This window comes from uncultured Agrobacterium sp. (assembly GCA_913777615.1).
Taxonomy (GTDB): domain Bacteria; phylum Pseudomonadota; class Alphaproteobacteria; order Rhizobiales; family Rhizobiaceae; genus Agrobacterium.
Genome location: CAJYTK010000006.1, coordinates 34,705 through 58,913, shown reverse-complemented (window position 1 = coordinate 58,913; position 24,209 = coordinate 34,705). Strand labels below are relative to the sequence as shown.

The following is a 24,209-nucleotide window of genomic DNA, read 5'->3' as shown; positions in this document are numbered from 1 at the left end:
ATTTTCAGGCGTCTTGACGCCGGACAAGATACGGAACAGAAGGGGAACAATCAAGTTCTAGCGACATGATGTCGTCCCTGTTCAACTGCGATTTCGGAAGGATTCGTAACCGATGTCGGCTGCCCGCGATCAAGTGATTACTGATCTGCGAGATCGCATCTCTTCCATCCAAGGAGAGGGCGTGAAGAAGGCTGGGTGCCTACCTTTCGGCGTCGATGAGATCGACGCCATTCTTCCGGGAGGCGGCCTGGCATATGGCGCGCTGCACGAATTCGCAGGCGGTGGTTCAGGAACCGTTGACGGAGCGGCCGCCGCGCTGTTGGCAGCCGGCATTGCCGCACGCACGAAGGGTCCGATCGTCTGGTGCCTGACGAGGCCGGACCTTTTCTTCCCCGCGCTCGCTCAGGCGGGGCTGCATCCTCGCAGAGTAATCTTCGTTGAAAGCGACAAGGAAGAGGACGTCGCGGCCAGCATGGAGGAAGCCCTTTCATTCGGAGGTCTTGGCGCAGTTGTCGGGGAAATGGTCAGACTGCCGATGGTCGTCAGCAGGCGCCTGCAACTCGTCGCAGAACGTACAGGCACCATGGCGCTCGTGGTCCGGAGGTGGCGAAGGCAGACCGAGGCTAGTGATTTCGGTCAACCGACCGCTGCCACGACACGGTGGCGCGTGGGTGTACTTCCTTCAGAATCGCTCCCGGTCCCAGGCATCGGGCGGCCTAGGTGGTATTTGGAATTGCTTAGGTCGCGTGCGGGCGAGTGTAGAGAGTTTTGCGTCGGAGCGTGTGATGAGCAGGGTCGTATCGATCTATTTTCCGGATTTGGCCACGGACAGGATAAGGAGGGACGATCCCTCGATACCGGGTGAGCAGCCGATCGCGGTGATTTCCAGGCGTGGATCCAAGCGATGGGTGTCCGCGGCCGATGGCGCCGCAAGGAAGATCGGGGTCCGTGTAGGGATGCCTGCCGCGAAGGCGCAAGCAATCTTCCAGGGTCTTACATTGGTTGATGCTGACCCTGTCGCGGATGCTGTCGCACTCAATCGTATCGGTTTCTGGGCACTCGCGCACTATTCGCCGATCGTTGCAGTCGACGGCGTTGACGGTCTCGTCATAGATACCGAGGGCGCGGATCATCTCCAGGGCGGAGAGGTGCCGATGACGACCGGTATCGTGAACACCTTCCTCTCCCGGAAACTGACGGCGAAGGTTGCCGTGGCAGAAACCTGGGGAGCGGCGCACGCGTGTGTTCGGGCCATTAACCGCGATACGGTGATCGTGCCTCGCGGTGAAATAGTGCGCGCAGTCGAGAAACTGCCGATATCCCTGTTGAGGCTCTCCGACAAGATCGTCCAGGATCTCCGTGTTCTTGGCTTCCATTCGATAGGCGAACTCGCGAACACGCCGCGTGCGCCGCTGGCGCTTCGTTTCGGACCGGAAGTCGGCAGGAGACTGGACCAGATGTTTGGTCGAGTGTCGGAGCCGATCGACCCCATAAGGACAGCGGACCTTGTCGAGGTCTCCCGTTCTTTCCAGGAGCCGATCGGAGCGGCGGAAACGATCGATAAGTACGTCGGTAGGTTGGTGGTCCAACTTGTGGCAGAACTAGAGAAGCGCGGACTTGGCGCGCGACGAACCGATCTCATCGTCCACAAGGTAGACAACACCATACAGGCGATCCGGGCCGGCACGGCGAAGCCCGCACGCGACGTCGGCTGGCTGACGAAACTCTTCAAGGACCGGACCGAGAAGATCGAGCCGGGATTCGGTATCGAGAGACTTGTTCTTGTCGCCGTCGCGGCCGAACCATTAGTGGAGGAGCAGAAGGAATCGTCGCTCGTCGAGGAGGAGCATGGCGACATCACTCCGCTGATCGACATCTTCGCGAACCGTGGACAACGGGTATATCGCTTGGCGCCCGTTGCATCCGATGTTCCTGAGAGGAGTGTCCAGCGGGTCCCGGCTATTGCGGACGCTGTGGAGACTGCATGGGTAAGCCATTGGCGCAGACCCGTGCGGTTGTTCGACCGACCGGAGCAGATCCAGGCGATTGCTCTCATGCCCGACTATCCGCCCGCAAGCGTGACGTGGCGCGGGAAGCGTCACCGCGTGAAGCGAGCCGACGGTCCAGAACGCATTTTCGGCGAATGGTGGATGCGGCCCACGGAACTGGAGGCCGTGCGGGACTACTTCGTCATAGAAAATGATGACGGCGAGCGCTTCTGGATTTTTCGCTCCGGAGACGGGATCGACCCGGAAACGGGCTCGCATAAGTGGTTCATGCATGGGATTTTCGCATGAAGTACGCGGAACTTCAGGTCACGACTCATTTCAGCTTCCTGCGCGGAGCGTCGTCGGCGCAGGAACTGTTCGCGACGGCGAAGGAGCTCGGCATCGAAGCCCTCGGTATCGTCGATCGCAACAGCCTCGCCGGAATCGTGCGAGCACTAGAGGCATCGCGCGACACTGGAGTGCGGCTGGTCGTCGGCTGTCGGCTCGATCTGCAGGATAAGATTTCGATCCTCGTCTATCCGACGGACAAAGCGGCATATTCGCGGCTCACCCGCCTGATCACTTTGGGGAAGGGCAGAGGCGGGAAGGACAACTGCATCCTTCATCTGGATGACCTTGCCGTTTACGCAGAAGGGATGGTCGGCATCCTCGTGCCGGACCTCGCCGACGAGGTCTGTGCCGTCCAACTCAGGAAGATGAACGAGATTTTCGGCCGGCGAGCTCACGTGGCGCTCAGTCTTCGGCGACGACCCAACGACCAAATGCGGCTCCACGAGCTTTCAAATATGGCGGCAAAGTTCAGGGTGAAGACGGTCGTCACCAACGACGTTCTCTTCCATGAGGCGTCTCGCCGTCAATTGCAGGATATCGTCACGTGCATCCGCACCAACACGACTATCGACGACGTGGGTTTCGACAGAGAGCGACATGCCGATCGCTACCTCAAGCCCCCGGAGGAAATGGAGCGGTTGTTTCCGAGATACCCCGAAGCACTTGCTCGGACGATGGAGATCGTAAGCCAGTGTACCTTTAGCTTGGAGGAACTGACGTATGAATATCCTGAGGAAGCGCTGATTGACGGCATGGACGCGCAGCAGTCGCTGGAGCATTGCGTCCGCGAGTGCATCCCCGACCGATACCCGGAGGGACTGCCACAGAGTGTCCTACGAGCGGTTAGACATGAGTTGGATCTGATCAAGGAGATGGGGTACGCGCCCTATTTCCTCACGGTTTACAGCATCGTTCGCTTTGCTCGTTCACGAGGAATCCTTTGCCAGGGGAGGGGATCCGCCGCAAACTCTGCGATCTGCTACATCCTCGGCGTCACGAGCATCGACCCCGAAACCAACGATCTGTTGTTCGAGCGGTTCGTCAGCAAGGAGCGCAACGAACCGCCAGACATCGACGTCGATTTCGAACACGAGCGTCGGGAGGAGGTTATCCAGTGGATCTACAAGACCTACGGCCGCGATCGTGCGGCGCTGGTTTGTACGGTCACGCGTTATCGAGCCAAGGGTGCGATCCGCGACGTCGGCAAGGCTATGGGTTTACCGGAGGACGTGACCAAAGCCCTCTCGTCTGGGCTGTGGTCATGGTCGGAGGAGGTAACGGAGCGCAATGTGCGCGAGCTGAACCTCAATCCCGAAGACTACCGTCTTGTGATGACGCTTCGTCTTGCTCGCGATCTAATGGGTGCTCCTCGACATCTCGGCCAGCATGTCGGTGGCTTCGTGCTGACGCGCTCACGCCTGGATGATCTCGTTCCAATCGAGCCGGCGGCGATGGAAGACCGGCAGGTGATCGAGTGGGACAAGGACGACGTCGAAGCCCTGCGAATGATGAAGGTCGATGTCCTGGCGCTCGGTATGCTCACATGCATGCAAAAGGCCTTTGACCTAATCCGAGAGCACAAGCACGAGGACCTCGATCTCTCCAAGGTCCGGCAGGAAGACGGGGCGACATATGCAATGATCCGCAAGGCCGACACCCTCGGCACATTCCAGGTCGAAAGCCGGGCGCAGATGGCGATGCTGCCGAGGCTGAAACCCCGCACGTTTTATGACTTGGTCGTGCAGGTGGCCATCGTTCGGCCAGGGCCGATCCAAGGCGACATGGTTCATCCGTATCTCCGACGCCGGGAGGGAAAAGAAGCTGTGGAGTATCCGACGCCGGAGCTGGAGGCGGTGCTCGGCAAGACGTTGGGCGTGCCCCTGTTTCAGGAGAGCGCGATGCGCGTCGCTATGGTTTGCGCAGGTTTCACCGCCGGCGAAGCTGACCAGCTCCGAAAAAGTATGGCGACTTTCAAGTTCACTGGAGGCGTATCGCGGTTTCAGACCAAGCTAATCGATGGAATGGTCAATAACGGCTACAGTCGCGAATTCGCGCAGAAGACCTTCTCACAGCTTGAAGGGTTCGGCAGCTATGGTTTTCCTGAAAGCCACGCTGCATCGTTCGCGCTCATTGCGTACGCAAGCTGCTTCATCAAGTGCCATTACCCGGACGCCTTCGCGGCAGCGCTCATCAATTCGCAGCCGATGGGCTTTTACGCCCCGGCACAGATCATCGGCGACGCGCAGAAGCATGGCGTCGAGGTTCGACCGATCTCCATCCAACATTCACGCTGGGACTGCACACTCGAGGAAATCCCCGGCAGCAACCGACACGCCATCCGGCTGGGTATGCGCCAGGTTGCTGGGCTGGCAGCTCGGGACGCCGCCAGAATTGTCGCAGCAAGGATCGAACGGCCGTTCGAGAGCGTCGACGACGTATGGCGTCGATCGGAAGTCCCATCGGAAGCGCTTGTACAGCTCGCCGAGGCCGACGCCTTCAGACCGGCATTCAACATCGAGCGGCGTGATGCACTCTGGGCGATCAAAGCATTACGAGACGAGCCGCTTCCACTGTTCGTGGCGGCGGCAGAGCGAGAGATGAAAACGGTCGCCGAGCAGCAGGAGCCGCAAGTTGAACTCAGGCAGATGACCGAGGGCCACAACGTGGTCGAGGACTATCAACACGTCGGCCTGACTCTTCGTGCGCATCCTTTGTCATTCCTGCGACAGGATCTCACCGCTCGCCGGATCGTCACATGTACAGATGCGATGAATGCCCGTGATAAGAGCTGGCTCTGCGTTGCTGGGCTAGTGCTCGTGAGGCAGAAACCCGGATCCGCGAAGGGCGTCATGTTCATCACCATCGAGGATGAGACCGGACCAGCGAACATCGTCGTGTGGCCGTCGCTTTTCGAGAAACAGCGTCGGATCGTGTTAAGCTCAAGCATGATGGCGATCCACGGGAAAATCCAGCGGGAAGGGGACGTCGTTCACTTGATCGCGCGGCAGCTTTACGACCTCTCTGCCGATCTGTCATCTCTGTCGGACCGCGACACCGAGTTTCGGAATCCGAGTGGGCGTGGCGATGAGTTCGCGCATGGCTCTCATGGCGGCGGCGATGTCCGCGATAGGCCGAAGCCGAACAAGGTTCGTGACATCTATATCCCAGACCTTCACATCGACACTCTTAAGGTCAAGAGCCGAAATTTCCAGTAGGGTGATCTAGCCGTTTAATTATCAGCCTAGTGAAGATGTCCACTGGGTCGGCGGTCCGGGCGTCTTTCCGTCCGGTAGCAGTCGGTGCAGGTGATCGTGAACGACGTCTGCACTGAATGGCTTTCTCCCGAAGGTTGCATCTTCCGGGAGATATCCTCCTTGGGCACGATCTGTCCCGATGCGACTACGATCTCAAATTCCGGACAGGACCCTGCACATTTTTGGGCGAGAAAAGCCGTCGAGCTTGCTCGGCGGCATCTGCGCGTCGGTAAAAGGAGTTTTACGCTGGCGCACGCTGCTCCAGGATCGATATAGCTTGATCGAGCGTAGCCGCCTCCAGCACTCGAAATCCAGCGTCTTCGAGAATATCCGAAGCGTCCGTTCTTACAAGCGCATCGTCGTGATGACCACAGGCGTTCGTGCTAACGCGTGCTGCATGTACGAGGAGACATGTTCTGCCAGCCAGACCGCTCATAGGCCCGCCGGCAGAAAAGGCGCGCATCACGCGCCTTGATTTCGAGACCCGCCCATATGTGCGCGCGGGACAAGATCAGTTCCCACTGGGGCTCTACTGAAGCGGTCGCGGTTGTTATCGAGGGGCGCGCGCGGTTCAGGCAGATGCGGCAAGCTGCGAGGCAAACTCGCGATAGCTATGCAGCGGGCGGCCCAGGATTTGCGTCAGCCGCTCGACATCGCCAGCGTTTGGAACCATGCCGTGGCTGACGTAGCGCTCAGCCATCAGGCGCATTTCATAGGCCATCCACTTAGGCATGATACTGGCGAGGTTTTGTTCGAAGCCGGATGGATCATCGCCGCCATAGACGACAGGGCGGTCCAGAACATCAGACCAGATGGCTGCGAGTTCCAAGCCAGTCAGCGTCTCCGGGCCGACCAGATTGATCGTCTCGCTCGGCAGTTTTTCCGCGGCGCGGTCGAGACGAAGGAGCTCGGACGCAGCAACTTCTGCAATATCTCTGGTGTCGACCATGGCAACACCCTTGCTCCCGATCGGCATCGGGTAGACAGCGTAATTGAAGATGACGTCTTTGATCATGACTTCGTTGTCGATGAAGTATGCCGGCCTCAGGATCGTGGCGCTAAAGCCCATCGCCTCCAGCATGCGTTCGGCGCCAAACTTGACGGCGAAGTGCGGCACATTCACTGCTCGGTCGGCATCGAACACCGAGAGGTAGACGACACGTTCGACGCCGGCTTCGCGCGCAACGTTCAAAGCGATGATGGCCTGGGTGAATTCATCGCCAGCGACCGCGTTCAGCAGGAACAGCGTGCGGACTCCATTGAAGGCGCGGCGGAGCGCGTCGATATCGAGCATGTCTCCCTGCACAACATCGACGTTCGAGGCAAAATTGGCCTTGGCGGGATCACGCACGAGGACACGGACATCCGCATTGCGTGCGATGAGCTGGTCAACGACATGGCGGCCGACACGGCCAGTGGCACCGGTTACAAGAATGGTCATTGGGGTTCTCCTTAGTTTACTGTGAACGACTTCGGTTTCGAAGACACCTCGACTATGGCTGGTTCACATTCAACCCAATAGACGCTAAAAATAGACACATCGTCTCACTGGTGGAACACTCATGGATTTGGCTGCCCTTGTTGATTTTGTCACCGTTGCCCGGCATGGCGGCTTCGGCCGCGCTGCCCGCGCTTCCGGTCGGCCGAAGGCAACGCTTTCGCGCCGGGTCGCTGAACTGGAAGCGAGCCTTGGCCTACGGCTGTTCGAACGCGGCTCACGGATGCTCAAGCTGACGGAGGAGGGGCGGGCGCTTCAAGAGCGGGCGGGTGCTCTGCTGATCGAACTGGAAGAGACTGCTGCCGCCATAGCGTCTGGCGGAGACAGGCCGCGTGGCAGGTTGCGGATCAGCGCGCCATTGCTGTTCTCCCAAACTGCCATGGGCAAGCTGGCTGCCGGCTTCTCCCTCAAGTATCCGGAGGTGCGCATGGAGGTGACGACCGAAGATCGCCCTGTCGATATGGTGGAGGAGGGATACGACCTCGTTATCAGGGTGAACCCCGATCCAGACGAGAGCCTGTTGGGCCGCGCCTTCCTGCGTGACGGGTTGGTGGTCGTGGCGGCACCACAGCTCGCATACGACAGCAGAGCCACTGTGCCAGTCGTCATACGCGGCACGCCGGGTCAAACGAGGTCATGGACAATGAACACACCGACAGGGCGGCTCAGTCTTCAAATCGATCCCGTGCTCAGCCTTTCCTCTATGACCATGGTCCGCGATGCGGTGCGCATGGGCGTCGGCGCGGCGCGCCTTCCCCTGTCTTTGGTAAGCCACGATCTCGCTGAGGGGCGGTTGGTTCGTTGGGGAGATGTCGAAGGGCCGGAAACGGTGCTGTGGGCGCTCTACCCATCACGTCGTCTCCTCAGCGCGAGAGTGTCTGCATTCCTTGACTATCTCAAGCAAGCCTTTCCTCTGGGGACGGCCGATGAGCTAGCAGCCTATGTCGAGGAATAACTTTGAAGGCGTGACGCTTCTCGCCGGGGCGACATCAAAGGATCCGAGGTCGCGCTCTGGGCGCTTTATCCGTCGCGGCTTCTCTTGAGCGCGCGGGTCTCTGCCTTGCTTGATTTCCTGATGCAGGCTTTCCCCAAGGGAACACCTGAAGAGCTGGCCGCCTATATCGGTGGGTAAGGGTCGGACGCGTTAGGCCGCAGCAGCAACTGCGCGTGAATACGCCCCAGGCGGCATTCCCACATGCCGATTGAAGGCGACGCTGAATGCGCTGGTCGATCCATAGCCAACGCGCTGGGCGATGTCGGCCATGGCAACATCTTCGCGGAGATACTCTTTCGCGAGCGCCATACGCCATGCGGTCGCATACTCCATCGGCGCAACCCCTACTTCATTGCGGAAACGATCAAAGAAGGTCGAACGAGACATGGCAGCCTCCTGGGCAAGCGTCTCCACCGTCATGCTTCGACCCGGATCTGCGTGGATGCGTCGCAGGATCGGCGCCAGCAGTGGATCGGCCATGCCACGCAGGAGACCCGGCGGTGCCTTGGCGCTTGCGGCCGATCGTAGTGCATCGATGAACAACACTTCGAGCAAACGGTGAAGCACCATTTCGCGCGCGGCACGATCAGCCCTCGTCTCCTCGTTGATCATGCCGACAAGCGCCATCAGTCGCTCTTCACCATGAACATGGATGACCTCCGGCAGCAGCGATACGAGAAGAGCCTTGTCATCCGAGCCGAAAGCACAATGCCCGACCAGTGCCTTGATCTCAGCCGGCGCTTCCGGGTCGCCCAGGCGAAAGACGCCGGGGCTGGTTTCCAGACGTTGGGGAAGTGCGCCGCGTGGCGGCGGCTCCATGCTGCTCATCGTGAACGAGAAGATCTTGGGGACCAGGACAAAGTCACCCGTAGTGAGCAGCAATGGCTCACGACCGGCAATCGTCATCAGGCAACGTCCTTCGACCACTGCGCAATAGAACGGGCTTCCGAGCTCCGTGCGCTCAACCAGCCACCGACCGCCGCCCGTCACAAGCTTTGAGATCGACGGGCTCGGCTTCAACAAGGAAACAACTTCGGCAACCGGATCGGCCATCAATTCGGACTTCCGCTAAACAGTCTCGGATGTATGCATATAGCACGTCCGGGTGATCAGGTCCATCTTCAGTCTCTTTAAATGTCAGGAGACGGAACATGCCAAAGATCCTCATTACCGGTTGCTCGTCCGGTTTCGGCCTCGCCATCGCACAGAAATTCTTGGACGCCGGGTGGGACGTTGTCGCAACCATGCGCACGCCGCGAAACGACCTGCTTCCTTCGAACGACAGGCTCGAAATCCTGCCGTTGGATGTCACCAGCGCGGACAGCATTGCTGAGGCCGTCGAAGCCGCCGGCACGATCGATGCTCTGGTGAACAATGCCGGCGTCGGCATGCTCAATGTGCTCGAAGGTTCGGAGATGTCGAAGGTTCGCGAACTGTTCGAGACAAATGTCTTCGGCGCGATGGCGATGACAAAGGCTGTCCTTCCGCAGATGCGGGTCCGTCGCTCGGGCGTCATCGTCAACGTCAGCTCCGCCGTCACGATAAAGCCTTTACCGGCGCTCTCAGTCTATAGCGCCAGCAAAGCGGCCCTTAACGCTTTTACGGAGAGCCTCGCGCTGGAAGCATCGCTGTTCGGCATCCGTGCTAAACTTGTCCTACCTGGCTCTGCACCGACGACGGGCTTCGGCAAGAATGCTGTCTCGCGCATGGGCATGGAAATTCCCGAGCCATATGCCGCCTTCGTCGACGACTACATGACGAAGCTGCGTTCGGGCGCGCAAGTCACCACTGCGGAGGCGGTTGCAGAGGCCGTCTGGCGGTCTGTGACAGAGATCGACGCGCCGATGAAGATCCCCGCGGGGGCCGACGCGGAAACCTCATTTCGCGAAGCCGGTCATTTGCTCGCCTGATCATCGCCAATCGAAATCTACCTTTGAAGGTCTGGACCCATGAACAATCTGATCAATCTCGCAAAGCATATTCCGACGCCTGATGCCACTCTCACCGTGGCCTACACGCCGATCCGTCTTTCGATGTCGGGCCGCCAGCCGTTGGAACTGCGTCTGACCGCGCCCGCAAGCGGCGACAAGCTGCCGATCGTGCTGCTGTCGCATGGTTACGGCCCTTCCAACTATATCCCGTCAAAGGACGGCTATGCTCCCCTTGTCCAGTTCTGGGCGGAAAGAGGGTTCGTCGTGATCCAGCCGACGCATGCGAGTTCTCGGGTCGGCGGCCTGCCGTCAGATGGACCCGGCGCGCCTTTCTTCTGGCGTGAGCGTGTCGAGGAGATGAAGGCGATCCTGGACCAACTGCCGGAGATCGAGAGACAGGCGCCGGCCGTTGCTGGGCGGATGGATCATGCACGCATCGGCGCGGTGGGTCATTCCTTTGGCGGCCACACCGTCGGGCTCCTGCTCGGCGCACAGGTGAATGGTGAGGATTTTTCCGATCCACGCATCTCGGCGGGCGTTCTCCTGACAACACCAGGACGCGGCGGCAAGGACATGACGCCTGAGAGTGCTGCCCGGTTTCCGTTCTTCGACGTCAATTTCTCGACCCTGACGACACTCAGCCTCGTCGTTTGCGGTGATATGGACAATCCGCATTTTACCACCCGCGGTCCTGAGTGGCATGCAGATGCATTCCACGATGCACCGGGCGCTGAGGCAATGCTGATGATGCACGGGGTCGGACATGGCCTTGGTGGGATCGCAGCGCTCGACGCGAAGGAGACAGAGACTGAAGCACCGGATGTGCTGGAAGCGACACGGCGTCTGACGCTCGCGTGGCTTCAAAATGCGCTTGGCGCCGACAAGGGCGCTTGGCCGAGCGCGCGCCTCGCACTAGAAAGCGAAGCCGCCCCGCTTGCGACGGTCACCGACAAGCAGATGTAGCCGCGGATGCAGGCGGCTCGGTCAAAACCGAGCCCATCATCAGACACCGGGCGCCACGTGCTGGCGCTCGATGCACTCGACAACCCGAGCCTCCCGGTCCCGATCTACCCAACGCCGATCGAGGTTGAGGGGGAGGTAAGCCTCTCCCTCATCTCGCTCTGATCAAACCTAGACTGATCTGGAATGCCCCGCGCGCCATTGCGCGGCTCTCCAGGGGTCACTTGTTCAGTGCATCCTTGAGCGCCTTGGCAGGCGCGAAGGTCAGCTTGTTGGAAGCCGCGATCTTCATGGCTTCGCCAGTTGCAGGATTGCGCCCTTCGCGCTCAGGCGATGCCTTCACTTTGAACTTTCCGAAGCCAGGGATCGAGGTTTCCGCGCCGGAGCTTGCTGCGTCGGCAATAGCGCGAAAAACGGCTTCGACGATTGCCTTGCCCTGAACCTTTGTCAGGCCGTTGTCGGCGGCGATCTTGTCGGCAATTTCATTGGTGGTAGTCATGGAAATATCCTCGAAAGTGAAACAATACCAAATCCGTGTCAGTTTCTGGCCTGCCTGTCATCAGGGACGAGGGCGGCATCGCTTACATCAGGTGGCTGTCCACAACTCGTTCCGATTTTTATCCGCCTGCGGTGTCTGCGAAGGACATTGAGGAACAGGCATACGGTCTCGCTTTCACTGTCGAAGAGATGGACCATCTGCTGTCCACTCGTTCGATCTCTCGCTCCCCAAGGCCGCATAAGCGCGTCCTCTTCCAGACAGTGTCGGCTGGACAGTCACCGCGTAAATCCGGGCTTCTTTTGATGGGCGTTGCGCTTAACATCATGGTAACAGTGCCGTTCAAGCCTTCACTGCGGAATGGCTGATGAGCATCTTTCTTGTTCGTCGCGGCGAATCGATTGGCAACCTGGATGAACAGACTTCCGGCCAGTTTGGCGATCACATGGTGCTCAGGCCTGTTTTTTCGCTCGTGGCGTTATTTGTCGGAGGACCGGCGCAAATCGGGCCGCGATAAGGCGGTGCGTCTCAGCGTCGGGGTGCAGTCGATCCGGCAGCGGCAGACGCTCATGGTCCAACGCCCCGTATAGCTGCAGCCCATCGAAATAGTACATATTGGCGTCATCGCGAACCCGTTGCTCGACGATGGCTTTGAGATGTTCGCGCACAATGCTCAGATTGAGCTTGCCGGCGCGCGTTTCCTCCGGCTTGCCGAGGGCGACAAACGTCGTCTCGCCCTTGGCCAGGGCGTCGAGGTCAAACGTTCCTGGCCCTGGCGTCATCTCATGAATAGGACAATAAATCGGAGACACAACCAGGAGCGGCGTTTCGGGGTGTCCGTCCCTGATGGTATCGAGAAAGCCGTGCACTGCAGGGACGAAGGCACGAACACGCATCAGGTCAGCGTTGACAAGGTTGATGCCAATCTTGAGGCTGATGATGTCCGCCGGTCGGTCTCGTATGGCTCGGGCCGTGAAGGGATCGAGAAGGGCATTGCCGCCAAACCCCATATTCATCAGATCGAAGCCTGCGGCGGACGCGGCGATCGCCGGCCATATCCCGGTGGGCGAAGCAGCGTTCGATCCATGGCTGATCGAGCTGCCGTGGTGAACCCAGACGGGCTTTTCCGGGCTTTTTGACGGGACGATAGGAGCATTTGCTCTAAGCGCCCCGAGTTCGGTGACTTCGTTATAGGGCAGCCAGATTTCGACGCGCTTTTCTGTGCTTGGCAAATCTTCGAACCGTAGGGTCTGAGCACCCGCCGGTTCCCGAACCGTGGTTCCAGAAGCCATATCAAGGCGCAGGATAGCCGCGTCCCTGACGGATTGCTGGCAGTAAAGGTGACCATCAACACACAGGTCATAAATGCCCACCGGGCGAGGTGGCACGCCCACAATCTGTCGCCGCAAGGTCATGACGTCGAGCTCGATGGCGGTCGCTGCGGTGTCAAAAACCAGCCGGACGCCCGACGGCTCGGCTTCTACCATCGCCAGCGTGGAGTCTGAGCATTGCGCACGGGCCCGGGCGGGAAGCCGGTGAGGGAGCAGTCCGAACTCGGTGTGTTCAAGCTGAACGAAGCCGCGCAGAAGGGAAGGTTCTATTGGCACCGACGTGGTGAGTTCCGAGTTTGTCATCTTTCAAATGCTTTCAGCTATGTTTCTTTGGCCCGCCCAGCTTTGGAGCAGGCCATCGAGACCTTCGACGTCGCGCTTCCATGAGAGTTCGGGCTCAGGGTCGCTGTGACTGAAGCTTCCGGCCAACTCTAGAAGGGAAAAGCCCAGGACGAACGAACCGATCAACCGGGTGGCGTGCACGCGATCCTCATCCCTCAACGAGTATCCGCGCAGCATCGCGTGATTGACCCGGGCTAGGCGCGCCCCGCCGCTGAGGGCCGCGCTTTGCGCATCGAGTGGATAGCGCGAGGCCTGGAACAGCCCTGGGTGCTGTCGCGCAAAGTCGCGATGTGTGTTGACGAGAGCAACCAGGGCATCCTTGCCCGCGCGGCCCGCTATCGCCTCTTCTGTCCTCTCGGCCAGAGAGTCGAGCGCTAAAAGGCCAACACCCTTTTTGAGCTCGTGTAGATTTGCCACATGTCCGTAGAGACTAGGTAGCCGGACGTCGAAGATTCGGGCAACGGCCGCTAGTGTGAGGCTTTCGAAGCCCTCGTCATCTGCAAGCCGACCCGCCGCGGCGATGATCTTGTCTTTGTTCAAACCGGCTCTCGCCACCATAACCTCTAAAACTAATGCTGTTTGTTTATTTCCTAATATCATTAGTTTTGGCGTTGTGAAGCATGAAGTTTGTGGATTGCCGCATAACGGCGGCGTTTTTGGCTTCAAAAGGCCGGCGGGAACGTCAAGTGAGGTCAGATACAGCCCTAGCCGCCAATCGTGTGCCATTTGGGCAACCCAGAGGGCAATTTGCCCCGGAGCGTATGACATGCTTAACGGCGTTTCTAGTAAGGCGGAGGAGCTCTCGCTGAGAAGGTCGCCGGTGTGACACTGCCGAAATAGCCGAAGGCTTTCTTGGCCGCCGACGTTCGCCGTGATTAGTCCGGAGACTTCGTCCTGATTCAAAAACTTTACGGTGACTTTAGCCACAGCGATCGATTTTGGTTTTTGGAGCTAATTCCATACCTGCTCGGCGAGAGCCCGCGACGGCGGCGCTACGCCAGGCGGTTTAGGGGTGAGTGAGTTCCCAACCGTATCCAACTCTCGAGTAGGTTGCGATATGGGCATTGTTGCGCGGAAATCGCGAAACATGACATTGGCGAGGAACTATTCCGCGCGGCGCCCATTCCGTTTTGTGAGGAGAGTGTCGCATTTCTATCCGGCCCAACTGTCGCATTACTAAATGGGCGCTACAAAGTTATATCGCATAACATTTATTATGGAACAAATTCAATGCGTTAGCTGGAATTCCGTTTGCGAAACTTTCCTGGTAACAAGCTTCTTGCTCATCTATCGGGATCGACAGTATGGATCGAAAGCTACCAACACGGAAGATTACCGTAATGACGACATTGTTAGAATGTCCAGCCGAAGAGGAAAAGAATAGTCGTGCGTATCCCTGCGATGAGCATGGACAGTATCGCTGATTTCATCCTCATCGTGGTCCGGGTACGGCGAGATGGATTTTCACACGACCTCAGAGTGGCTTCTCATGTACGAGAAGAAGATAAAGAGCGAAGCATTGACAACCCCGCACCTAGTTATAATGTTTTTGCAAATTCATTATAACTGGATCGATAATGAAACAGATTGACCTCGTTTACAGAACGGCATTCGCTGAACTCGCGCAGCGAACCTTCGATGCTCAGTTTAGGGCAGACTTCCCCCTTGAAGGTCGGTTTGTCTCCGTTCCGGTCAAGGGCCGTAATTACTGGTATTTTGATCTTCCTACCCCTGAAGGCAAGGACAAGCGGACATATGTCGGCCCAGAGGATGATGCAGACATCACTAAACGGGTGCAAGCCCACAAGGAAGTGAAAGACGATATCCGGGAGCGGCGCAAGCTCGTCACTATGCTCCTGCGCAGCGGCGGGTTGTCAGCGCCGGATCGGTTCGCAGGTGAGGTGACCAAAGTCCTTGCCGATGCGGGATTATTCCGTTTAAGAGCGCTCGTCGTCGGTTCCGTGGCTTTCAGTTGCTATGCCGGCCTTCTTGGTGTTCGACTCCCAAGTACCTCTATGCAAACAGGTGACGCTGACTTCGCGCAGGACTTCGCCATCTCGGCCGAAGTCGAGGACAGCCTGCCTCCGATCCTCGACCTCTTGAGATCGATAGACAGCACGTTCCGGGCAGTCCCCCACCACGCCGACAAGGCAAAAATCGTTTCGTTTTCGAATTCGGTTAACTACCGGGTCGAGTTCCTGACGACGAACCGTGGATCGGATGACTACACGGGCAAGCCATCCCCTATGCCTGCACTTGGAGGCGCCTCTGCCGAAAACTTGCGGTTCTTGGACTTCCTGATTTACGAGCCCGTGCGGACCGTCTTGCTCCACCGGGAGGGCGTGAGCGTAAATATCCCTTCTCCCGAGCGGTATGCCGTGCACAAGTTGATCGTGGCGTCTAGGAGGCGCACAGACGTCCTTGGGCGTGCCAAGAGGGACAAGGACCTCGTACAGGCTTCTTTACTGTCTGAGGCGCTTGCCGAAACGCGGCAAAGCTATTTGCTAGCTGACGCGTACCACGAGGCGTGGGGGCGTGGAGAAGCGTGGCAGGAGGCTATCCGGTCGGGCCTTAGGTTAATGCCGGACCACGGCAGGCTGGTGTTGGCAGATGCCCTCGGAGTCACAGTAGATCAACTCGGTAACGGGTAAGTGAATCTAAGTCCACGTCTGCAAACCATTGCCGCCATCACCCGGTAGCCGACGAAAGCCATGGCGTGGTTGATAGCGAAACGGAGAAGGCGACGACTTCGCCGTCAGGCACGAAATGGTGTCAGCTATCCTTCCCCAAGAACGTAGGGTTTTGATGGTGCTGGATCGGCGATACGATAGCGCCGTGTCCTGCCGGCGTACATACTTCCGGGGAGGTACTGGAATTTGCAGTTTTGTTCGACCATAACGCGTCCGCCACACTTACTGCCAATCCTTCAAATCAGGTGTCGCTCTTTTGCTGCCGCTGTTGCTTGAGCGAGAGATACGGCTCCCAGTGCCTCTTTCGCGTTTTGAATGACGAACCGCACGCCTCCATAGGAAAGGCCTTCCAGATCAGCTACGACAGAAATACTCTTGCCTTCGGCGATCCAACGCAGGCACCTTGTTTCTTTTGGATTTAGGCTTGCAGTCGTTTGCGTCCGCGCGTGTTTCAGGCGGACGTGAAGTTGCGCTACCGCTGTCGCTGCTAGAACCGGATCGGTACCAGAGATGTCTGCTGGCACCTCGGATGGTGAATAAAGCGAAAAGATCGCTTGGTGACCAAAACCGGTCGCAATCGGTACGGTCACTCCACTTCGGATACCCAATTTTCTCGACACCTTTCGCATTGATTTCGTCGTCTCGGATGGATTTTTCTGTTTCTCCTGTTCCGGCCATGAATAGATCACGCGTCGCCGCCGTGCATTTATGACCTCTGGGGCTTGGAGTATTCGTCTCTCCCTCAGGAATGTCTCTTGCCACTCAAGAGGCAGATTCGTTTGGTAGTCGATGATTTCGCACTTGAGCTTAAGGTAACAAAAATATGCGAAGCCCCCTTCCTGGGTAAGTTGATCCAGCCTTTCGCATATCTGTTCTACGTCACCTGGCAGCGCAGTCAGGTCGAGAAGCTTGGTGAACCATGCATTCATGCCATGGGTCTCCTCAGACTGTGAAGTGATGTTCTCATGACGCATGCTGAATGGCTGGAGTCAGCACTTTGCTATAGCTTCGCAGAGTCGTCGAACGTCCACTTCGTCATGGGACGCAGTAAGACACACTCGAACCCCTGCCCTCCCCTTGGCAACTGTGGGAAAGAATATCGCGGAGGTGTAAAAATCATCATCCAGCAACTGCCGCACGACGGACACCGCCCGATCTTCCGAACCCAGTTGGATCGTCCGGATGGGGAGCAATGCCCCTCTTTGCTCCGTGTGCACCAGGTCGTCGAAGATTGCGAGATTGGCTTGGAGGATAGCTTGTCGATGGGCCAACACATCCGTCTGATGAAGCAGAGCCGAAGCATTCGCCGCGCCAATCGCTGCGACATTGAGCGAGGCTGAAAAAGCATGCGCTATTGAGTATCGTCGGAACAGCTCTTCCTGCCGAGCTGTCGAGAGCATCAGAAGCCCTCCTGAAGCGCCGAAACCTTTGCCTAGAGACGCCGCTATGATTGTTCGTTCGTGCAGTTGTCCTGCCAACTGCGATCGTGCGAAACCTTCACCGCTTTTGCCCCAAATTGAAACTCCGTGGGCGTCGTCAATATAGAGGAACAGGCCGTATCGATCTTGGAGCGTTCTCAGGTCAGCAATCGGAGCGCTACCGCCCATCGAATAGACTCCGTCGCAGATATAAGCCACCGTTTCGTTTGCACGACACAAGTCTTCAAGCGCGTTCATGTCGTTGTGAGAAATGGTCTCCACTCGTGTTTCGAGCGCAACAGTTCCTTTGTGAAACGCCAGCGTTGCGTGGGCGTGACGGTCGAACACCATGAGGGGCTTTTTCCCCGATGTGAGATGTCCCGACGCGATGATCGGTAAAGCTCCCATGTTGGCTGCAAGCACGGTGGTGTAGGTGACAACGCGCGCTTGAAAAAGACTGGAAAGCCGTTCTTCCAGGTCAGCAAGAATTGCGAAATTAAGCCGGGTTCGCGCGCAAGACCAGTGAAGGGCGCCATATCTTCGCATGGCCTCGATAGCACCTTCGACAAGGGTTGGATGGTTGTCCAGGCCGAGGTACGAGCACCTTACGAAATCGGTCACCTTTCGCACGGGCTGGCCGTCGTCGATGATGTCCACCGTACGCCCTTCACCGGGGATGGCGTAGAGTGCCATCAGGCCCTGATTATGAGCTGCCGAAAAATAGCTCTGCGCGTGATCGATGAGATCTCGAGTGTTGCGCGTGGGGTGATAAGACTCCCGTCTATCAGTGGTCATTGGTTCGCTCCTCCGCATTTTCAACATGCTGAGGAGCTTGAGCTAAAATCTATGTCGTTCAACAAACGGCGTCGAAATGTTAAATGAAAGCTTTGCGACACCCGATTTCATAATTCGGTTGATGTCCGCCCCCCTTCTGGCATGTCGAACTCGATGGCATAGCCGTTGGTCCTGGCGGTCCGGATCACATTTCTACCTAGGGCAGTCTGAAGTTGTCGTCTGAGACGACCGACGTGCACATCTACGGTGCGTAACTGCACATACACCTCGGGTGGCCAAGCGTTTTCTATCAGGTCCTTTCTACTGAACACTCTCCCTGGGTCGCTCAATAGGTGTGACAGGAGTTTGAATTCGATTGGACCGAGATGCAGTGACTTGCCGTTCACAATTGCCTGTTTACGGCTATGATCAACCTCGATTGGCCAAAGTTGAGATGCTTCAACGGCCGACGGTCGATCGTGTTTGCTTCCGGGAGCGAAATTTATGCTTCTTAGAAAGGCGATGAGATGTGGCGGCCAGAAGGGTCGGACGAGGCACTGGTCCGCGCCCTCTCTCATCAGCGACATGTAGAGCTCCGTATTCCCATTGGGGATTGCAGCGAGAAGCGGGAGAGCTGTGGTGGCTTCCTTGGACTTTATCAACCGACAAACGCTGACAGCATCGTCGACTTCTGCGTCCAAGACGATGCCCGCAACTCCGCAGACTGACAATTTTTCTTCCAGATCCTTTCGATTGCACAAAAGAGCGCTGAAGCCTGCGCCGTTGAGAATATGTTTCAGGATGGTGAAATAGTCTGGATTGTTCGTGTAGACTGCTATCTTCGACCACTCAGTCGCGTTCTCGGTCATTGATATCCTCGCAAGCTTTATCCTGCACATCAATTTTGATGTCACAAAATCTTCGAAAATATCGCTTATGATATTTGATGTCCTATTATAACTGTCAGAAATCATCTGAAAAATTTATATTCGGTTGAAATCGTCAAAAATTTGTGACATCAAAAAAATACGTGTGTGTTGTGTCACTCCGCTAATATTCGAAGTCACGCTGCAAGGAAGCCAAGGGGCGAAAATACAGCGAATGCCTGTATCTCATTTATGAGCCAAAACGCCCGGCTTCATCCAAATTCCTGCGTCTGGGCGTAGGAGGCACAATGACATATTCGAGCTACACGGCGGGACATTCGCGCCGTGCCTACAATCAAGTCAACGACGCGCGTCTCAATTCAGCGGCTGACTTCGTTCGCGGCCTATTCGGTGAACAGGCAGCCACAGCTGTTGCGTTCTGCGCTCTGGATGCGCGACTTGACGGTGACGCAGAAGAATTCAGGTTTTGGACCGCCGTGTTTAAGAAGCTCACAACGTTAAACTAGGTTGGTGTGGCAAATTCCTGGGTTCTTGATCGACGTCGATATGACGATGCGACCTGTCGCTGCGGTTCGCTACAAAACTCAAACTGGTGGAGTTTGGCGTCACCGCAGCAGCGCCAATTGCGCATCAAGACGTGAAGAGGGTCGGCGAACTGCGTGAAATGACTATCCACTCGATGACGGCGTCGAGCACACGCGCGGCAGTAGCAAACTTATTTGATGAAGGCTAACGTACTGAACAACTTGCGATCAATGGCATTATTTGAGGACGTAGCCCTCTCCACGAATGGTCCTGATCAAGTCGCTCCCACATGAGCACAGCTTGTGCCTTATCCGACCAATATGAATATCTACAGTTCGCGGCTCGACGTTCGCCCCCGCGGGCCAGCAGGCATCAATAAGATCGTCACGGCTGACGACACGCTCGGTATTCTCGGCGAGATGCTGCAAAAGCCTGAAATGAAGCGGTGTAAGTTCAATCTGAGAATTGCCGCGTTTCACCCGTCTTGCCGCAACATCTATCTGGACATCAGCAAAACGAATTATGTCTGAGCCGCGTGAGCCGCCACGTTCAACTTGGTCGCTGCGCAAAAAATCCAGAAGTTCTTGCGGTTCGAATGGGCGGTTGATGACAAAGTCGAAGAGTTGATTTGCATTGTAAGCCAAGCGCTCTTCGGCAAACGGAAAAGCGACCAGGTCCAAATGAGTTCGGTCAACTTGAAGCCGATTTGCTGCAGCCATAAGAGTACATGCGGGGAGTGCAAGTATGGCTGCACCCTTACCTGCCATCGCCTTAGCTTTGGAGACTATCCCGTCGATGCTTGAGGCAATTTCCACCGTATGCTCTGCCTGCTGAAGCACGTATCGGAGTATGAGGTAAAGTTCAGGGTCGGTGGTGTGAACGATGATAGGACGCACTATCGCTGCTCCCAAAAGGCCTCAGGTTGGTACGAACTCGCCGCCGTTGACGTCCAAAATTGCCCCGTTAATGAAGCTTGCCTCTTCCGAAACTAGAAAAGCAACTGCGGCGGAAACATCGTCCGCCACCCCCAATCGACCTGCAGGGATGCGTTTCATTGCCTCGATATTCACAGGGCTTTCTGGCGACCCGGACATCGGAGTTATAATTCGGCCAGGAGCAATCACGTTTACGGTAACGCCTTTGCTCGCAAATTCGCTGACTAAAGCCCTCGCAAGTCCGCCCAGTCCAGCTTTTGAAACAGTATAAGCGACACCAGCGACTTGAGGTCTGGTGCGAGCTGCAAGCGAGCCGATCAGAACGATCCGACCGAAGCCTTTAGTTGCCATCGGCCCAATCGTCGCTCGCGTGCACAAGAACGCTCCCGTCAAGTTCGTGGCAATGACCTCATCCCATTCGCCGGGTTGCACGTCCCCGAACCTTCTTGCATTCCCATTCGCGTCTTTGGGGGAGATGCCGACACAGTAGACCATCGTATCGGCACTTCCCCAGACGGTGTTGACCTTCTGGCAGAACTGGTTGATCTCCCGTTGGGATTTGACATCCACTTTCTCGATCAGCGCCCTGCCTGAGGCAAGCGCTTCGGCCAAAGTGGAGCGCGCCACTTGCGACGCGCTCTCCGTATGTCCGAATGCGGCTACCCTGTAGCCAAGACCAAGAAGTCGTTGGACGATCGAGAGTCCGATCCCTGACGTGCCCCCTGCGACGATTACGGTCCTGCTCTTCCGGTCCTCGGTCATGCCGCGCTATCCATTTGCGCGAATAGGGACAACGCCGGATGGGCGTCGGGATCCGTTTTGACTTCAATCAAGAGCGGCGATGTCCGGCCTTTGATCCGCGCAAGTGTGTTGGTGAGCTGGTCCGGCCCGGACACGTGAACCGCTTCACACCCGCACGCGCGAGCAATGGCGCCGTGATCGACGTCGACGAAGTGGCACGCCGTCGTGTACGCCCCAAATTTTACGGTCTCTGCGTCTTTCTGGAAGCCAAGGATACCGTTGTTCAAGACGATGATCGTGATTGGGATGTCCATGCGCACAAGAGTCTCGATTTCCGCCCAGCTGTGAGCGAAGCCGCCGTCGCCCACCAGCGCAACAACGTCGCTCGAGGGCGCGGCCACTTTCGCCCCGATAGCTAAAGGCACTCCCCAACCAAGCCCTGCAAGGCCCCGAGGCGTTATGATACGTGTCTGAGGAGATGAGATGCGTAATTGACCGATCACCCACATCGATGAGTAACTCGCGTCCGCGACGACCGTCGTATTCGGGCCGAGGAGCGTTTGAAGCTCCGCCATAACGCGCTCAGGCCTCATAGGAGTTTCTTCGCAGGCTGAGTAGACCTGCCGCTCTGCATTGAATGCTTCCCAGCATTCGCTGAGCTTCTTCTCGACTCCGTTCCGTGACTTCATCCGACCGTCTGGATCGAGCGACTCTACTTTTTGCCGCAGAGCTTTGAGCGTCTCATGCGCGTCGCCAAATAGCCGGATTGCTTCGTAGTTTCGGCCAATCTCCTGTGGGTCAGCGTCGATGTGTATAATCGTTGCGTCCTGCCCATAGTGTCTCCAACTGTCGGTTCCGTTCTGGTTAGTTCTTGTGCCGACCAAGAGAACGAGATCCGCATTTTGAACGATTGGAAGCGTATGGCGGCCAAGTGACTTAGGACCCACCAACGACGCTAGAACGCCTCCAGAAAGGGGGTGAAATTCATCTACCGCCCCCTTCCCCATATTGGTTGTGAAGACTGGCAGAGAGCATCTGTCCTGCAGAAGCCTCAACTCATCGATCGCATTTGAAGTGATGACGCCACCGCCTGCTATGACGACGGGGTTGCGGGCTGCGGCGATCGCATGGGCGGCAATGTCGATCTGCTCATCTGAAGGTCTGAATCGGTCAAGTGGCCAATTACCGAGACTTCTGCGTCTCAGTCTCGTCTGCGTTGCCGAAGTCGCCCTCAGCAAATCAGCCGGAAGGAGAAGGGCGACAGGGCCTGGTCTTCCGGATGTCGCTGCCGTGAACGCTGCGTCCAGGTAATCGTCGACGCGTTCCGCTACATTGATGCGTTTGACCCATTTCGTGCAGGATTGAAAGAGGCTGATCTGATCGAGGTCCTGGAATGCGTTCCGGTCCGTCTGATCACGCTCGACATCTTGTACCAATGCGATGACGGGAACGCTTGCTTTCATCGCTTCCGCCAGGGGCGCTACCAGAAGTGCTGCGGCTGGGCCATTTTGAGCCGCAACAATTCCTACTTTCCCAGAACGACGGGCGTATCCATCTGCCATCGCCCCGCCCATGTTCTCCTGCCGGTAGGCGACTTGCCGGATGCCTAGTTTCTCGGCCGCGAGTATCACTGCTGACGGGAGGCTTTGACCGAAAATAAATTCGACTCCATGCCTCATCAGGCCTGTGGCTATCTGCTCCGCAACCGTGCAGTTTGTAGTATTCGTCGTCATTATGCGGCCTCCCCGGCTTTGTTAGAATCGGAAGCTAAAAAGTCGTCAAAGACAGAAATGATCTGGTCAGCATCCCCTTCGCTCATCGGAGTAGAGAGCGAGGCTGCCGCTCCTCGTGGCAAAATGATGCCATGCGCTGCGAAATGGCGGTGCAGGCGGCTTAGTGTCTTTGCATCGTTAGACACGGCGTGCTTATGTCGGGAACTACTCGACGCTGTTGAACTGACATGGACGCGAAATAATGAAGCGGCGCCAGTCACGAAAAAAGCTGCGTCGTGATGGGCAATGCGTGACGCCAAACCGCCCCTGACGCGGTCACCCAGCTCTTCGAGCCGTTCGAATGTGGCTCTCGTCAATGCCTCCATTGCAACCTTGCCCGCCATCATCGAGACAGGGTTCGCTGCAAAAGTGCCACCTTGTGGGAGTCCAGCAACCCCATTGTCACTTGCAAAGAGGTTCATGATCTCAGCGCGTCCACCGACCGCACCTATAGGGAAGCCGCCGCCGATAATCTTCCCCATCGTAATCAGGTCCGGTTCGAGACCGTATCGATGGGAGGCTCCGTGAAATCCTTGCCGCAAGTTGAGAACCTCGTCGGCTATCAGTACCACACCATGTTTCTTGGCCAGGAGGTTAGCGGTCTCAAGGAATTCGGGAAGCGGCTGCATAAGGCCGGCGCGGCTAGGCATGGGATCAATGAGAAGTGCCGCAAGACGATGCGCGTTCTCCTCCACTTTCAGTTTCAAATCCGCTACATTGTTAAAATCGATGACGATGACGTCGTCGAGGACATAACTCGGCGTACCGGTGAAGCTCGAAACCGGCATACCAGCAGCGGTTGTCTGTCCGGCTTCCGCCCAGTCGTAAGCGCCGTGATAAGCGCCTGCCAGTCGCGCAACAGCGGTCCGTCCCGTTGCTGCTCGCGCCGCTTTGATCGCAAACATGACGGCGTCGGTACCGCTGGTGACGAAGCGGATTTTTTCAACGGCAGGAATTCGATCAACAAGCAGCTCTGCAAGTTCGATCTCATGTTTCATTGGATTAGCGAAGCATGTACCGCGGCGGAGTGCTGCGGCGGTCGCCTCAACGACGGGTGAAAATCCGTGACCATGGATGAGCGTCGTGAAGTTGTTGTTCAGGTCGAGAAAACGGCGCCCGTCGACATCTGTTAGATATGCGCCCTCGCCAAAATCCGCGAAGACGGGAAAAGGATCTCTCTCAACCGTCGCCCTCGTGATGCCGCCCGGAAACACTAATCGTGCACGTTCGAAGAGTTCCTCCGATAGCTTTCCTCCGGTCGTGTGAGCCGGCGCTGCCCTGCGATCTGATGTCATAATCTCTGTCCTCACCAAGTTTGAAAG

General features: G+C 57.3%; 19 protein-coding genes and 1 pseudogene. 8 read left to right on the top strand and 12 right to left on the bottom strand.

The features are described 5' to 3' along the window. Positions 1-112: 112 nt before the first annotated feature. From QZ862_RS04745 to QZ862_RS04735, 3 genes are read left to right on the top strand one after another with little or no spacing between them, the layout of a single operon-like run. Positions 113-865 (top strand): ImuA family protein, encoded by a 753-nt coding sequence (locus tag QZ862_RS04745; protein WP_296097840.1) that lies wholly within the window; start codon positions 113-115, stop codon positions 863-865. Further along, positions 786-2,297, top strand: a complete 1,512-nt coding sequence (locus QZ862_RS04740) for a DNA polymerase Y family protein (RefSeq protein WP_296097838.1) — start codon at positions 786-788, stop codon at positions 2,295-2,297. The genes QZ862_RS04745 and QZ862_RS04740 overlap by 80 nt, the downstream gene beginning before the upstream one ends. Further along, positions 2,294-5,554 (top strand): error-prone DNA polymerase, encoded by a 3,261-nt coding sequence (locus QZ862_RS04735; protein WP_296097835.1) that lies wholly within the window; start codon positions 2,294-2,296, stop codon positions 5,552-5,554. Before QZ862_RS04740 ends, QZ862_RS04735 begins: the two co-directional genes overlap by 4 nt. A 610-nt stretch (positions 5,555-6,164) precedes the next feature. Here the strand turns inward: QZ862_RS04735 and QZ862_RS04725 are convergent. Then, positions 6,165-7,034, bottom strand: a complete 870-nt coding sequence (locus tag QZ862_RS04725) for an NmrA/HSCARG family protein (protein WP_296097831.1) — start codon at positions 7,032-7,034, stop codon at positions 6,165-6,167. A gap of 121 nt (positions 7,035-7,155) precedes the next feature. Between QZ862_RS04725 and QZ862_RS04720 the strand changes: the two genes are divergently transcribed. Both QZ862_RS04720 and QZ862_RS04715 read left to right on the top strand, forming a co-directional pair. Continuing rightward, positions 7,156-8,046: a LysR family transcriptional regulator gene (locus QZ862_RS04720; protein ID WP_296097829.1), complete on the top strand. Its 891-nt coding sequence runs from the start codon at positions 7,156-7,158 to the stop codon at positions 8,044-8,046. 27 nt (positions 8,047-8,073) lie between these two features. After that, positions 8,074-8,223: pseudogene (locus QZ862_RS04715) on the top strand (LysR family transcriptional regulator); the annotation flags it as partial. 12 nt (positions 8,224-8,235) lie between these two features. On the opposite strand, the gene QZ862_RS04710 reads toward QZ862_RS04715, so the two are convergent. Continuing rightward, on the bottom strand, positions 8,236-9,138 hold the full coding sequence (locus QZ862_RS04710; RefSeq protein ID WP_296097824.1) for an AraC family transcriptional regulator: 903 nt from the start codon (positions 9,136-9,138) through the stop codon (positions 8,236-8,238). A gap of 98 nt (positions 9,139-9,236) precedes the next feature. Between QZ862_RS04710 and QZ862_RS04705 the strand changes: the two genes are divergently transcribed. Next, positions 9,237-9,995, top strand: a complete 759-nt coding sequence (locus QZ862_RS04705) for an SDR family oxidoreductase (protein ID WP_296097822.1) — start codon at positions 9,237-9,239, stop codon at positions 9,993-9,995. A 39-nt stretch (positions 9,996-10,034) separates the two neighbouring features. Further along, on the top strand, positions 10,035-10,979 hold the full coding sequence (locus QZ862_RS04700) for a dienelactone hydrolase (protein WP_296097820.1): 945 nt from the start codon (positions 10,035-10,037) through the stop codon (positions 10,977-10,979). A gap of 217 nt (positions 10,980-11,196) precedes the next feature. On the opposite strand, the gene QZ862_RS04695 is transcribed toward QZ862_RS04700, so the two are convergent. The 3 genes from QZ862_RS04695 to QZ862_RS04680 all read right to left on the bottom strand — a co-directional run bounded on the left by QZ862_RS04695 (position 11,197) and on the right by QZ862_RS04680 (position 13,871). Next, positions 11,197-11,475 carry an HU family DNA-binding protein gene (locus QZ862_RS04695; protein WP_296021786.1) on the bottom strand — a complete coding sequence of 93 codons (279 nt, stop codon included), beginning with the start codon at positions 11,473-11,475 and terminating at the stop codon, positions 11,197-11,199. Positions 11,476-11,924: 449 nt separating this feature from the next. Continuing rightward, entirely contained in the window at positions 11,925-12,887 is a 963-nt protein-coding gene (locus QZ862_RS04685) for an SGNH/GDSL hydrolase family protein (protein WP_296097818.1), read from the bottom strand. A 222-nt stretch (positions 12,888-13,109) separates the two neighbouring features. Beyond that, complete coding sequence (locus QZ862_RS04680; RefSeq protein ID WP_296021789.1) at positions 13,110-13,871, bottom strand: TetR/AcrR family transcriptional regulator; 762 nt, start codon at positions 13,869-13,871, stop codon at positions 13,110-13,112. An 851-nt stretch (positions 13,872-14,722) separates the two neighbouring features. Here QZ862_RS04680 and QZ862_RS04675 point away from each other — a divergent pair. Beyond that, positions 14,723-15,796, top strand: a complete 1,074-nt coding sequence (locus tag QZ862_RS04675) for a GSU2403 family nucleotidyltransferase fold protein (protein ID WP_296097816.1) — start codon at positions 14,723-14,725, stop codon at positions 15,794-15,796. Positions 15,797-16,071: 275 nt separating this feature from the next. Here QZ862_RS04675 and QZ862_RS04670 read toward each other — a convergent pair whose 3' ends face one another. The 7 genes from QZ862_RS04670 to QZ862_RS04640 form a co-directional block, all read right to left on the bottom strand. Next, positions 16,072-16,764, bottom strand: coding sequence for an autoinducer binding domain-containing protein (locus QZ862_RS04670; RefSeq protein ID WP_296097814.1), 693 nt, complete (start codon positions 16,762-16,764; stop codon positions 16,072-16,074). Positions 16,765-16,824: 60 nt separating this feature from the next. After that, positions 16,825-18,048 (bottom strand): aminotransferase class I/II-fold pyridoxal phosphate-dependent enzyme, encoded by a 1,224-nt coding sequence (locus QZ862_RS04665; protein WP_296097811.1) that lies wholly within the window; start codon positions 18,046-18,048, stop codon positions 16,825-16,827. 107 nt (positions 18,049-18,155) lie between these two features. Beyond that, positions 18,156-19,001, bottom strand: coding sequence for a response regulator transcription factor (locus tag QZ862_RS04660; RefSeq protein ID WP_296097809.1), 846 nt, complete (start codon positions 18,999-19,001; stop codon positions 18,156-18,158). 674 nt (positions 19,002-19,675) lie between these two features. Beyond that, positions 19,676-20,335 (bottom strand): response regulator transcription factor, encoded by a 660-nt coding sequence (locus QZ862_RS04655; RefSeq protein WP_296021805.1) that lies wholly within the window; start codon positions 20,333-20,335, stop codon positions 19,676-19,678. A gap of 21 nt (positions 20,336-20,356) precedes the next feature. Next, positions 20,357-21,136, bottom strand: coding sequence for a 3-oxoacyl-ACP reductase FabG (gene fabG / locus QZ862_RS04650; protein ID WP_296021807.1), 780 nt, complete (start codon positions 21,134-21,136; stop codon positions 20,357-20,359). Continuing rightward, on the bottom strand, positions 21,133-22,848 hold the full coding sequence (locus QZ862_RS04645; RefSeq protein ID WP_296097807.1) for an acetolactate synthase catalytic subunit: 1,716 nt from the start codon (positions 22,846-22,848) through the stop codon (positions 21,133-21,135). Before QZ862_RS04645 ends, fabG begins: the two co-directional genes overlap by 4 nt. Beyond that, on the bottom strand, positions 22,848-24,182 hold the full coding sequence (locus tag QZ862_RS04640) for an aspartate aminotransferase family protein (protein WP_296021809.1): 1,335 nt from the start codon (positions 24,180-24,182) through the stop codon (positions 22,848-22,850). Before QZ862_RS04640 ends, QZ862_RS04645 begins: the two co-directional genes overlap by 1 nt. Positions 24,183-24,209: the final 27 nt, after the last annotated feature.